Annotated in this window: 13 protein-coding genes and 2 pseudogenes; 7 read left to right on the top strand and 8 right to left on the bottom strand. The window is 73.1% G+C overall.

The window, feature by feature from the left end; all coding sequences use genetic code 11:
* Positions 1-146: 146 nt before the first annotated feature.
* The 4 genes and pseudogenes from J7E93_RS27770 to J7E93_RS27755 form a co-directional block, all read left to right on the top strand.
* On the top strand, positions 147-569 hold the full coding sequence (locus tag J7E93_RS27770; protein WP_251067187.1) for a hypothetical protein: 423 nt from the start codon (positions 147-149) through the stop codon (positions 567-569).
* A 16-nt stretch (positions 570-585) separates the two neighbouring features.
* A complete protein-coding gene (locus J7E93_RS27765) occupies positions 586-2,364 on the top strand; it encodes a cation acetate symporter (protein WP_215072712.1) in 1,779 nt (592 codons plus the stop codon).
* Positions 2,361-3,569, top strand: a complete 1,209-nt coding sequence (locus tag J7E93_RS27760; protein WP_215072711.1) for a histidine kinase — start codon at positions 2,361-2,363, stop codon at positions 3,567-3,569. The genes J7E93_RS27765 and J7E93_RS27760 overlap by 4 nt, the downstream gene beginning before the upstream one ends.
* Positions 3,570-3,645: 76 nt before the next feature.
* Positions 3,646-3,927, top strand: a pseudogene (locus J7E93_RS27755) (pentachlorophenol monooxygenase); the annotation flags it as partial.
* A 66-nt stretch (positions 3,928-3,993) separates the two neighbouring features.
* On the opposite strand, the gene J7E93_RS27750 reads toward J7E93_RS27755, so the two are convergent.
* From J7E93_RS27750 to J7E93_RS27740, 3 genes are all read right to left on the bottom strand, one after another.
* Entirely contained in the window at positions 3,994-4,488 is a 495-nt protein-coding gene (locus J7E93_RS27750; protein WP_215072710.1) for a hypothetical protein, read from the bottom strand.
* A 179-nt stretch (positions 4,489-4,667) separates the two neighbouring features.
* A complete protein-coding gene (locus J7E93_RS27745; RefSeq protein ID WP_215072709.1) occupies positions 4,668-5,090 on the bottom strand; it encodes a PaaI family thioesterase in 423 nt (140 codons plus the stop codon).
* Positions 5,091-5,094: 4 nt separating this feature from the next.
* Entirely contained in the window at positions 5,095-5,658 is a 564-nt protein-coding gene (locus J7E93_RS27740; RefSeq protein WP_215072708.1) for a sigma-70 family RNA polymerase sigma factor, read from the bottom strand.
* 262 nt (positions 5,659-5,920) lie between these two features.
* Here J7E93_RS27740 and J7E93_RS27735 point away from each other — a divergent pair, with 262 nt between their 5' ends.
* Positions 5,921-7,114 carry a CapA family protein gene (locus tag J7E93_RS27735; protein ID WP_215072707.1) on the top strand — a complete coding sequence of 398 codons (1,194 nt, stop codon included), beginning with the start codon at positions 5,921-5,923 and terminating at the stop codon, positions 7,112-7,114.
* A gap of 55 nt (positions 7,115-7,169) precedes the next feature.
* Here J7E93_RS27735 and J7E93_RS27730 read toward each other — a convergent pair whose 3' ends face one another.
* On the bottom strand, positions 7,170-7,631 hold the full coding sequence (locus tag J7E93_RS27730; protein ID WP_215072706.1) for a universal stress protein: 462 nt from the start codon (positions 7,629-7,631) through the stop codon (positions 7,170-7,172).
* 90 nt (positions 7,632-7,721) lie between these two features.
* Between J7E93_RS27730 and J7E93_RS27725 the strand changes: the two genes are divergently transcribed.
* Positions 7,722-8,600, top strand: a complete 879-nt coding sequence (locus J7E93_RS27725) for a polysaccharide deacetylase family protein (RefSeq protein ID WP_215072705.1) — start codon at positions 7,722-7,724, stop codon at positions 8,598-8,600.
* A gap of 60 nt (positions 8,601-8,660) precedes the next feature.
* On the opposite strand, the gene J7E93_RS27720 is transcribed toward J7E93_RS27725, so the two are convergent.
* Positions 8,661-9,320 (bottom strand): class F sortase, encoded by a 660-nt coding sequence (locus tag J7E93_RS27720; protein WP_215072704.1) that lies wholly within the window; start codon positions 9,318-9,320, stop codon positions 8,661-8,663.
* A 380-nt stretch (positions 9,321-9,700) separates the two neighbouring features.
* Between J7E93_RS27720 and J7E93_RS27715 the strand changes: the two genes are divergently transcribed.
* On the top strand, positions 9,701-10,231 hold the full coding sequence (locus J7E93_RS27715) for a hypothetical protein (RefSeq protein WP_215072702.1): 531 nt from the start codon (positions 9,701-9,703) through the stop codon (positions 10,229-10,231).
* 156 nt (positions 10,232-10,387) lie between these two features.
* On the opposite strand, the gene J7E93_RS27710 is transcribed toward J7E93_RS27715, so the two are convergent.
* The 3 genes and pseudogenes from J7E93_RS27710 to J7E93_RS27700 form a co-directional block, all read right to left on the bottom strand.
* Positions 10,388-10,948: a hypothetical protein gene (locus tag J7E93_RS27710; protein ID WP_215072701.1), complete on the bottom strand. Its 561-nt coding sequence runs from the start codon at positions 10,946-10,948 to the stop codon at positions 10,388-10,390.
* Between the two features lie 201 nt (positions 10,949-11,149).
* Positions 11,150-11,914: a DUF4239 domain-containing protein gene (locus J7E93_RS27705; RefSeq protein WP_215072699.1), complete on the bottom strand. Its 765-nt coding sequence runs from the start codon at positions 11,912-11,914 to the stop codon at positions 11,150-11,152.
* A gap of 18 nt (positions 11,915-11,932) precedes the next feature.
* Positions 11,933-12,130 (bottom strand): annotated as a pseudogene (locus J7E93_RS27700) (hypothetical protein); the annotation flags it as partial.

The raw sequence follows: 12,130 nt of genomic DNA, 5'->3' as shown, positions 1-12,130 counted from the left end.
CCCTTGCCCCGGCCCGCAAGCCGCCGCCCCCGGCCCCTTGCCCCGGCCCGGAAGCCGCCGCCCCCGGCCCCGGTCCGCAGGCCCTACCCCCGCGCCCGTACCGCTGCGTACACTCCGGTGACTCCACAGCCCTGCGAGGTCGACAGATGCCGGAGCGGACCCCGACGTCCGAGCAACCACCGCCGCGCCGGCCCCGGCGCGAGACCGTCACGCGCGCTTCCGCGCTCCGCGACAGCTCCACCGGACTGCCGCCGGCGCCGCGGGCGGGACAGCGGCGGCCCGGCCATCCCCCCGCGCGCTCCGAGATCAGCGAGCAGACCACCCTCGGTCACACCTACGTCCGCTCCCTCATGCGGAGCCAACTGCGGGCCGCCCTGACCGCCCTCGGCGCGCTCGCCCTGCTCGTCGGCCCCCTGCCCCTGGTCCTCGCGCTGCCCGCGCCCGAGGCCGTCGTCTGGGCGGCGCTGGGCGTCGGCGTGTACCCCGTCATCTGGGCCATCGCCCGCTGGTACGTGCGCCGCGCCGAACGCAACGAGAGCGACTTCACCGGCCTCGTCGACGGCCGCTGACCGCGGGGGACCGGACGTGAACCACACCTACGCGGTGGCCGCCGTCACCGCCGTCGTCCTGGCCACCGTGCTCATCGGCGCCCTCGGCCTGCGCATATCCCGGACCACCTCCGACTTCTACGTCGCCTCCCGCACCGTGCGCCCCGGCCTCAACGCCGCCGCCATCAGCGGCGAATACCTCTCCGCCGCCTCCTTCCTCGGCATCGCGGGACTCGTCCTCGTCCAGGGCCCGGACATGCTCTGGTACCCCGTCGGCTACACCGCCGGCTACCTGGTCCTCCTCGTCCTGGTCGCCGCCCCGCTGCGCCGCTCGGGCGCGTACACCCTCTCCGACTTCGCCGAGGCCCGGCTCGAATCACCGCCCGCCCGCCGGCTCGCCAGCCTCTTCGTCGTCGGCATCGGCTGGCTCTACCTCCTCCCCCAGCTCCAGGGCGCGGGGCTCACCCTGGAGATCCTCACCGGAGCCCCCGACTGGGTCGGCGGACTGCTCGTCGCCGTCGTCGTCACCGGCATCGTCGCCGCGGGCGGCATGCGCAGCATCACCTTCGTCCAGGCCTTCCAGTACTGGCTGAAGCTCACCGCCCTGCTCGTGCCCGCCCTCTTCCTCGTCGCCGCCTGGTCCGGCGACGACGCGCCCCGCGTCCGCTTCGACGCCCCCGCCGTCTTCCGCGAGCACACCGTCGTCCGCGTCGCCGACACCGTAAGGATCGAGGTCGAGACCCCGCTCACGCTCACCGTCACCGGCCGGGTCGACACCGCCTCGTACGAGGCGCGGACCCTCACCCTCGCCCCGGGCACGCACCGCGTCGAGGGCGGCACGGAACTCGCCTTCCCCGAAGGGGCACACGTCCCCGAGCGAAGCCAGCTGGGAGTGGCCTCGGCCGGGGGCTGGGGGAAGGCCTCCACCGGCGCGGATCCCCTCGGCTGGTCCCAGCCGCTGGCCGGTGACCGCGACGGCCACCAGCTGTACGCGACGTACGGCCTGATCCTCGCCACCTTCCTCGGCACCATGGGGCTGCCCCATGTCGCCGTGCGCTTCTACACCAGTCCGCACGGCCGCGCCGCCCGCCGCACCACCCTCGTCGTCCTCGGGCTGGTCGGCGCCTTCTACCTGCTGCCCCCGGTGTACGGCGCGCTCGGCCGGATCTACGCCCCGGAACTGGCCCTCACCGGAGCCGCCGACGCCGCCGTGCTCGTCCTGCCGGACCGGATGCTCGGCGGCGTCCTCGGCGATCTGCTGGGCGCGCTGCTCGCGGGCGGGGCCTTCGCCGCCTTCCTCTCCACCGCCTCCGGACTGACGATGTCGGTCGCCGGGGTGCTCACCCAGGACGTGCTCCCCTCGCGCGGGGTACGCCACTTCCGGCTGGCGACCCTGCTCTCCACCGCCGTCCCGCTGACCGCGGGGATCGTCGCCTCCAAGGTCCCGGTCGCGGACGCCGTCGGTCTCGCCTTCGCCGTCTCCGCCTCTTCTTTCTGTCCGCTGCTCGTCCTCGGCATCTGGTGGCGGCGCCTCACCCCGCCCGGCGCCATGGCCGGTCTGCTCCTCGGCGGCGGCTGCGCGCTCACGGCGGTGATGGCGACCCGGGCCGGGCTGCCGGCCGAGGGCTGGCCGCACACCCTGATGGCCTGGCCGGCGGTCTGGTCGGTGCCCCTCGGCTTCCTCACCATGATCCTGGTCTCGCTGGCCACCCCCCGGCACATCCCGGCCGAAACCCCCGCGCTGCTGGCCCGGCTGCACCTGCCGGAGGAGCTCAGCGGCCGGCCCCGCCCCCAGCGGGAAGGAGCCGACCGATGACCGGAATCGCGCTCGCGGCCGCGGTCGCGGTGGGTGCCGTGCTGCTGGTGACGGGCTTCGTCCTGGGGCGGCTCGCCGCCCGCCGCGGGGCCGAGGCCGCCGACCTCGACCTCGGCACCCCCGTCGAGCGGGCCACGTTCCACACGCTGCACACCGCGTCGCTCGCCGCCCCGCCGCTGCGCGCCGGTCTCACCGAGGAGACCGCCCGCAAAGCCGCCCGCCGGCTGCGCCCGCTGCTCGGGACCGAGGCGCTCTGCCTCACCGACAGCTCCGCCGTCCTCGCCTGGGACGGGCCCGGCGAGGGACACCACCGCGACCACGTCATGGAGCAGGTCGCCGAGATCCTCGACTCCGGCCGCAGCCAGTCCGCGCCCAGCGGCTGCGCCGATGTCGACTGCCCGCTGCGCTGGGCGGTGATCGCCCCACTCACCGGCGAGGACGGCGTCCTCGGCGCGCTGGTGGCCTACGGATCGCGGGAGTCGGCGGTGCTGGTGCGGGCCGCGACCGAAGTCGCCCGCTGGGTGTCCGTACAGCTGGAACTGGCCGAGCTGGACCGCTCGCGGACCCGGATCGTCGAGGCGGAGATCCGTGCCCTGCGCGCCCAGATATCGCCGCACTTCATCTTCAACTCCCTCGCCGCCATCGCCTCGTTCGTCCGCACCGACCCCGAACAGGCCCGGGAACTCCTCCTGGAGTTCGCCGACTTCACCCGCTACTCCTTCCGCCGGCACGGCGAGTTCGCCCAGCTCGCCGACGAACTGCGATCGATCGAGCAGTACTTGGCGCTCGCGGGAGCCCGCTTCGGCGACCGTCTCAAGGTCACTCTGCAGATCGCGCCCGAGGTGCTGCCGGTGACCCTCCCGTTCCTCTGCCTCCAGCCGCTGGTGGAGAACGCCGTGAAACACGGACTGGAGGACAGCGTGAACGTCTGCCGGGTCACGATCGCGGCCCGCGACGCGGGGGCGGAGGCGGTGGTCACCATCGAGGACGACGGTGTGGGCATGGACCCGGCCGTGCTGCGCGCGATCCTTCTGGGGGAGCGCCCCACCGGCTCCGGCATCGGCCTGTCCAACGTCGACGAACGGCTGCGCCAGGTGTACGGGGCGGAGCACGGACTGGTCATCGAGACCGGGGTCGGCGCGGGGATGAAGGTGACGGTACGGATCCCGAAGTACCGGGCCGGGGTGCACCCGACGACGCCGTGAGACGGAGCCCGAGCCGGGCCCGGTCGGTGGACCGGCGCCTGCACCCGGTCGGTGGACCGGCGCCTGCACCCGGTCGGTGGGCCGGCGCCCGCGCCCGGTCGGTGGGACGGCGCCCGCGCCCGGCCTCTCCGCTCGACGCACCCCGCGCGCCACCGGCCGGGAGCCGGCGGAGGGCGACGGCGTCGCGCACGGCCTGGACGGCGGACGGGGCCCGGAGCTGTCCCATCTCCAGGCCGTGGTCGACAGCGTGGCGCCGGTGCCCACCCGCCTCTCCGCACTGCGCTGGTCCTCCGTCTTCCGGATCAGCCACCGCATCGTCGACCGGTACGCCGACGGGCGCGTCTTCGTCACGGGCGACGCCGCCCACATCCACCCGCCGACGGGCGCCCAGGGCATGAACACCGGCATCCAGGACGCGGAGCCGTCAGTACAGGTGCAGGGCCAGATGGCCGAGGGGGAGGCCCAACTTCCACGCCGGGAGCCACACCTGTGCCGACTCGTCGACCGGGAGGCCCGTCGTGGCCGACGGGAGCCCGCCGAGGTCGGCGGCCCGGACCTGCGTCGCACGCAGCTGCCGCCACGTCTCGTGGGCCATGGCCAGGTCGGGGCTCTCCTCGCCCGCGTGGACCCGCGCGGCGAGCCGCTCGCGGACCCAGCGCGGCCAGGGGCGGTCGTAGGCGGTGCGTGCCATCCACTCGTCGAGCCGGCCCGTGGTGCGCGTGCCGGACGAGGCGTCCGCACCCTCGCAGAGATGGATGGTGAGCGCCAGCGTCTGTCTGCCGGCCCGGTACTCGAGGGAGCCGGGCGGGACCAGACAGCTCGCGCGCAGCAGATCGTCCGCGGTGAACTCGGCACACAGCCAGGCCATCGGGACGGCGAGACCGCCTCCGCTGGTGCCGTTCGTACTTTCGGGCAGCAACGCTCCCACCTTCTCCCGGACGTGTCGGTCGTCGACCCCGACCACGAGCCTCCACCGAGAAGGACGGGCGTGGGTCGCTCTTTACTCAACTCGCCGGTGTGGTTTCGGATACGTTCCCCCGCCCACATCGGTACAGGTGGGGGAGGAGGGAGCGGTGGGAGAACCGGGAGGCGTGGGGCTCAGCCCAGCAGTGCGTACACCGCCGTCGCGTGGGCGGCCGTCTCCTCCGTGCCCTCGGCCGTCATCGTGATGTCCGCGAAGGCCATCCGCTTCCCCGCCTTGGTGAGCCGCGCCCGGACCAGGACGTCCGTGCCGAGCACGGCACGCTGGAAGCTGATCGACTGCTGGACCGTCGTCATCGGCACGAATCCGCCGCGGGCCGCCGCGACGGCGATCACCGTGGCCGTGTCGGCGGCGGCCATCAGCGCCTGACCGCAGAGCCCGCCGCCCTCGCGGGCGAGCCGCTGCGACCAGGGAAGGCGCAGGACCGCCTCCGGCCCGCCGGCCCCGTCGAGGGAGACCACCGAGAGCCCCAGGTCGAGCACCCAGGGGGCGAAGTTGTCGGCGAGTACCTTTTCCGCGGCGGCGAGAGTCAGCGTCACGCGGTCATTGTGGGGCCGCCGCCCGTGGCCGGGCAACGCCCCTGCGCCCCGGCCGGTAGTCCGGCAGGCAGCGCCCGAGCTGCCGCAGCGCGTAGTGGGAGCGGGACTTGACGGTGCCGGCCGGTATGCCGAGATCGGCGGCGGCCTCGTTGACGGTCAGGCCGTGGAAGTAGAGCCGGACCAGGACCGCGCGGTGTTCGGGGCTCAGCTCCCGCACGGCCGCGCGCACATCGAGCGCCGCGACCGCGGACTCCGTGGCGTCGGCCGGGTCGGCGGTGGCGGCGAGCGCCCCGTCGCCGATCTCGGTGGGGCGCGCGAGCCGGGAGCGGCGGGCGTCGATGGCCAGGCGCCGGGCCACCGTGAAGAGCCAGGGCCGCATCGACGCGTAGGGCCCGTCGAACGCCTCCGGGTGGAGCCAGGCCCGTACGAGAGTCTCCTGGACCAGGTCCTCCGCGCGCTGCTGGTCGCCGTAGGTCAGACCGAGCAGGAAGCCGAGCAGCGCCGGGCCGTGGTCACGCTGCAGCTCCGCCAGTGCCCGTTCGTCGGTCGTCGCCGTCGCGGTCGCCATGCTCCACACCTCTCCTACCGGCTCGTCGTCCCACGGGCGTATACGAACGCATACGGGCGGCGAGGGACAGGGAACGCGCAGGTGTGTGCGACGAGCGGTCGCACCGAGCGGCGAATGGTGCGCCGAACGGTCAGGCGGAGGCACTGCATCCGTTTCGGCAGGGTTTGACACCCTGTACGGCTTTGTCTCTTGACTGCGGCTTATATCCGGTCGTGAATTCTCTGGACAGATGTTCATCCGATGAATCACGCGGAGCCGGCTGATGATCCAGCGCACGAGACAGGGGGCGGTGGCCCTCGGCGCCGCCCTGCTCATGGCGGCGACCGGCTGTGCCGGCGGAGCCGACGCCCCCGAGGCCCCACCCCGGAAGGCTCCGACCCGACCCGCCGCCCCGTCGGCGGTCGGCGCCCGCCCCGCCGCCCCGACCGGCTTCACCCTCGTCGCCTCGGGCGACGTCCTGCCGCACGACTCGATCATCCGCCGGGCCGCCGAGGACGCGGGTGGCAACGGATTCGACTTCCGCCCCATGCTCTCCGGGGTCAAGAGCGTCGTCTCCGCCGCCGACCTGGCGATCTGTCACATGGAGACCGTCTACGGACAGGAGGGCGGACCCTACACGGGGTACCCCGCCTTCAAGTCGCCTCCCGAGGTGGCCATCGCGCTCAAGGAGACGGGGTACGACTCCTGCTCCACCGCGTCCAACCACACCCTGGACGACGGTGCGGCCGGGCTTGGCCGTACCCTCGACGCGCTCGACAGGGCGGGCGTCCGCCATGCCGGATCGGCCCGCAGCGCCGAGGAGGCCGCCGGGCCCACCCTGCTGAAGGCGGGCGACGCGACCGTCGCCCAGCTCGCCTACACGTACGACACCAACGGTCGTCCGCTGCCGGAAGGGCAACCGTGGGCGGTCAACCTCCTGGACGAACAGAAGATCATCGCCGACGCCCGGGCCGCCCGGCAGGCCGGCGCGGAAGTCGTCGTGGTCAGCGTCCACTGGGGCACGGAGTGGCAGACCGCCCCCGACGACCGCCAGCTCACCCTCGGCAGGTCCCTCACCGCCTCGCACACCGACGGCCGGCCCGACATCGACCTGATCCTCGGCACCCACGCGCATGTCCCGCAGGCCTACGAGAAGGTCAACGGCACCTGGATCATCTACGGCATGGGCGACCAGATCGCCGGAGACATGATCAACCACGCGGGCGCCTTCGACCCCCGCGGCAACCAGGGCACCCTGGGCCGTTTCACCTTCGCCCCGCCCCGGACTCCGGGCGGGCGCTGGGAGGTCACCACGGCCCAGTTCCTCCCGCAGTGGTTCGACACCGGCCGTGGCCGGGTCGTCAACCTCAACGCCGCCATCAAGGCGGGCGAACCGCTCACCGCCGTGCGCGACACCATCCGTGACGTCGTCCTGGAGCGGGGCGCCGCCGCAGACGGCCTGGTGATGGGGGAGTAGGGCCGCGACGACACGAGCGCGCGCCGCGCCGGAACGGGGTGCCCGCGACGGCCGGTCACGGCACGACCGTGACCGGCCAGCGGCCCGCCTTGACCAGACGGACGGCGACCGAGCCGACGAACCGGTGGCCCGCCGACTCCGACGCGCCCACCACGACCGCGTCCGCCTTCAGCTCGTCCGCCGCCGAGACCAGACCGGCGTACGCGTCGCCCCGGAAGGTGTGGAACTCCCACCGGACCTGCCAGATCTCCCGGACCCGCTCGGTCGACTCGCGGATCTCTGCCACCAGACCCCGGGCGATCTCGTCCGTGGTCCCGGCGATCGGCGCGCCCAGCGCCGCACCCGCCGGGATCACCGGCTGGACGTACACCAGGGCCAGCAGGGCGTTCTGCCGGCGGGCGAGCCCCGCCGCGTAGGCCGCCGCGCGCAGGGAGGAATCGGAGCCGTCGACCCCGGCCACGATCACCTTGGGGCCGTCCGTGCCGCGCTCGAACTGATGGGGCTCTTGCCTTGTCACCCTTCGAGGCTATCGGCTCATCGGGTGTTTTCGGACAGGTGGCCGGTGTGGGTGAGGGGCGGGGGCCTTCGGCCGTGCGAGCCATTGGTCATGAAAAAGGATCAGATGCCCACGGGGCGCCGGGCGGTGCTGCGCATCGCCGCCGCCCTGGGGGTCACAGCCACGGTCGGAGTCTTCGCGGCGGACCGCTTCGGTACGACCGAGAGCGCCGCTCCCGGTCACGGGGCGGGGCGCGCGCCGGCCCCCACCCACAGCCCGGGCGGCGGCCCGGCGGCGGGCCCCCAGAGCGGCGCCCGGCTCAGGCCCTCCGCGTACCGTCTCCAGCCCATGACCGCCTACGCGCCCCCGGCCTTCCGCAAGGCGGTCCCACCGGTCCGGCAGCGGCCGTTCCTGAGGATGTCCGGGGTCGGCCGCTCGATGGTGCTCACCTTCGACGACGGGCCCGACCCCCGGTACACCCCGGAGATCCTCGCCACGCTCCGGCGCCACGGCTGCCGGGCGATGTTCTTCGTCTGCGGCGAGATGGTGGCCGAGAACCAGGATCTGGTCCGCGAGATGGCGGCCGACGGACACGTCGTGGGCAACCACTCCTGGTCCCATCCCCTCATCCCCAAGCTGCGCCCCTCGCGGATCCGGGACGAACTCGGCTCCACCAGCGACATCGTCGAGCGGATCCTGGGAACGGCGCCCCTCTGGTACCGGGCCCCGTTCGGGGCCTGGAACCGGCACTCCTTCGAGATCGGCGCCGAACTGGGCATGGAGCCACTCGCCTGGACCGTGGACACCCTCGACTGGACGGAACCGGGCACGGACAGCATCGTGCGCCGGGTCCTGGACGGCGCGGCCCCGGGTGTCGTGGTCCTCTCGCACGACGCGGGCGGCAACCGCTCCCAGAGCGTGGCCGCGCTGAAGCGCTATCTGCCCGAGCTGCTCGACGCGGGCTACAGCATCACCGTGCCCCGGCGCTGATCCCGGACGGCGAGACCCCCGGCGCGCGGCGCGCCGGGGGCCCTCCTCGTGCGCGGATCCTCAGCGCGAGCCGACCATACGGGCGTAGACCACCACGTTGCCGTCGTAGCCCCGCCCCCGGGAGTAGCCGCCGCCGCAGGTGATGACCCGCAGTTCGGGCTCCCCGGTGTCGCCGTAGACCTGGACGCCGGGGAAGTTGTTCTTGGAGTAGACCTCGACGCCGTAGATCTCGAAGACCGCGACCCGGCCGTCGAACCGCTCCACCTCGATGTGCTGGCCCTTGCCCAGCGAACCGAGGCCGTAGAAGACCGCCGGCCCCGTCTGGTTGTCGACATGGCCCACGATGATGGCGGTGCCGCGTTGCCCCGGCGCGATGCCGTTCTGGTACCAGCCGGCCAGGTTGGGGTCCTCCGGGGGCGGTGCCGCGATCCAGCCGTTGGCGTCCAGGCCCACGTCCATGATCGGGGCCGCGACCCTGATGGACGGGATCTTCACCCGCGAGGCGGGGGCGAACGGCAGCGGCTGCAGGCCGGGGGTGACGACGGGCGGAACCCCGATGGGCCGCGTGTCGGGAGCCGCGGCGGCCGCGGGCTGCGGCGGGCCGAGCTCGACGTCGACTCCATTGCGCATCATCGCCAGGCCGGACAGCATGACGAGAGCCAGGACGCCCCACGGTTGGCGTCTTCTCGGCTCGAAGACGCTGAAGTCCTTGGAGCTCATGGTTCTCCCTTCGTGGCGTCGTCAGAACGGTAAGGGTGGCGGGCCGGACCGGCGATCAGTGAAGGGCGAACGGGTGGCGCGCCCGTCCCGGCCCGTGCGACGGCCGTCCGGTACGTGCCGGGAGCTCAGTGGTACCTCAGGGCGGGCCGGGTGACGAGAACGATGACCCATACGAGTAATCATCGGATAAGCGTCCTGACAGTCTGTGACCTGCGGCTCCGTCAGATACGGCAGCCCTTTGCCCGGCGTGTCGCCTCACCGGGGTGGACGAGTGCCGAGATGCGATGACTGTCCGCAGTGGTGATGGTTCGTCATGGAAGGCGTACTCGTCGAATCTCCCGGGGCACCGCTTTGGGGCGTCTTCCAATGGAGGTTCAACCATGCGTGCTGCACGCACTCTGGCGGTGGCCGCCACCGCGTTCGCGGCGGTCGGGCTCGCTGCCCCTCTCGCCGCTGCCACGAACGGTCCCAGCAGTGTCACGGTCGGCTCGTCCGTGGTCCAGCGGGGAGGCGACGATTCCAACAGCGTCACCGTCACCCCCTTCGCGGTCCACCAGGGATCGACCCTCACGATCACCGTCAGGGGCTGCTCCGGCGGCACGGTCTCGTCCGCCGCTTTCCCGACGACCACCCTCTCCGCGAACTCCAACAACGTCTCCAGCGCCGTCGTCCGCATCCACAACAACGCCACGCTCGGCCAGCACACCCTGACCGTCCACTGCAACAACAGCAACCGGGTTCTCACCCAGCAGTTCCGGGTGCTGGCCGGTCAGGGCTCGCAGGGTGGTATCGGCGGTTCGCTCGCGCCCAGCTCCACGGAGATGGCCGTCGGCGGTTCGCTCGTCGCCGCGGCCGCACTCGGCGGCGGTCTCTTCATCGCCCGCCGCCGCCGTATCGGCGCCGCCGTCTGACCGGCGGGACCTCCCGGCCGTCCACGCCCGTCGCCCCCGAATCCTGGCCGACCAGGACTCGGGGGCGACGGGCGTTGGTCGGGGGGTGCGGGTGGCGGGAATCGGTGGGGGATACGGGTGGGGGAGCCGGCGCCGGGGGAGGCGCCGTCTCCGCCGTCAGTGACGACGGCCTCGGTCGAGGGTCGAGCGGCGTCGCACCACGAAGACGATTCCCGTGGTCGCGGCGAGGACGAGTCCGGTACCGGCCGCCAGTGTCCACGGTTCGATCCCGCCGACGGAGCCGCCCAGGCCGCCCTGTACACCCCGCGGGGTGGGGAGGACGGTGGAGCTGACGGTCGGGCTCGCGGTGGTGCCGCTGATGGTCAGGTTGACGGTGTCCGTGATGCCGCCGGTGCAGTTGAAAGTGACCGTGTAGACGGCACCCCGTCTGGCGTCGAAGTCCACCAGGGCGGTGGCCGAGGAGCCCGGGGCGATGGTCACGGTGTCGAAGATGCCCGCCGACGCGGTCGCCGTACTGCGGCAGCCGGGAGCGCTGAGCGTCACCCGGCCACCAGGGGCCACCAGCGAGGGAGAGACGACGAAGTCGCCCGGCGCCTTGGCTCGGAGTGCCTTGGCGGCGGGTGCGGGGGCGCCGTCCGCCGCACTGGCGACAGGAGCGGCCAGGGCGAGGGCGGCCGCCCCCAGCAGGGCAGTGGACGCGGCACGTATCGCGCGCATGGTGAATCCTCCGGGTCCCCGAGGAGCAGCTGCGGAAGGGTTTTCCGCAAAGGTCATGACATGCACCTCGATGCCCGAAACGCTAGGAGCCCTCTATCACAGCCGCGATCCCAGGCGCGCGAATGGGGCACCGATGTCCCCCGAGTGGCCCACGCGCGCGCCGCGCAACGCCCGTCGAAGGGCCCGTCGAAGGGCCCGTCCTCACCCCGTGATCTGCGGGAACAGATCGGTGAACGGTGTGGCCGTCGCCGCGATCCCGCGCCCGAACGGCGCGTCGAAGTCCCAGATCAGGAAGAGCAGGAAGGCGATGAGCGCGCTGAACAGGCCCGCGAGCAGCAGTTCCCGACCGGTACGCCGGATCTGCAGGGTGAAGATCAGTCCGACGGTCACCAGCGCTCCGATGACGAGGCCGAACCACACCACGCCGGGCATCGTCGCCCCCGCGCTCTGACCCCGGGCGCCCCGGGCGTCGTCGACCGCCGCCACCTGGTCGACCAGCGGCTGGTAGGCCTGTCCCTCGTGGTCGTCGGCCGGCCGGTAGTCGGTCACCCCGCGGCGCACCTGTTCGAGGAGGCGGGTGCCCTCCTCGCTGAGCTCGCCCCGCTCGGACATGTGGCGCCACTCGTCGTCCACCACGTACGCCACGTACGCGTCGACGTCGGCGCGGATGCGGGCACGGACGTCGGCCGGATACACCTCGACCCGCGCCGAGATCTCGTGCAGCGCCTGGGCCTCCTGACGCACGGTCTCCTGGGCGGCGCTGCGGGCCTCCCAGACGCCGGCGATGGCGAGGCCGAGGACGATCGCGTACACCACGCCGATCATCATCGTCATGTACTCCATGACGTCGGGGGTCTCGCTCGGATCGTCGTCGTCGGGGATTCTCCGGTGGTTGATGACGACGATGGTGAGGACGACGGCGCACGCGGCGGCCATCGCGATGGACAGTACGAGCCATTCCGACATGGTTCTCCTCCGGCGGGGTCAGCGGGAGCGGGGGCGCAGAAGCGCGGTGGCGAGCACCGCGGGGGCGGTGACCAGCAGCGTCATGGACACGAGCGAGGGACCGCCCTCGGGCTCGGGCCGCGCGGCCCGGCGGTAGGCGGGCAGAGCGACGGGGGTGGCGGCCGGCGGCCGCGGCCGCAGGGAGGGCGCGGGGGACGGCGTGGTGTGGTTCGGCCT

This window comes from Streptomyces sp. ISL-36, assembly GCF_018614205.1.
Lineage (GTDB): Bacteria > Actinomycetota > Actinomycetes > Streptomycetales > Streptomycetaceae > Streptomyces.
Note: the sequence above shows the minus strand (reverse complement) of the source record. Positions and strands in the feature narration are given on the sequence as shown.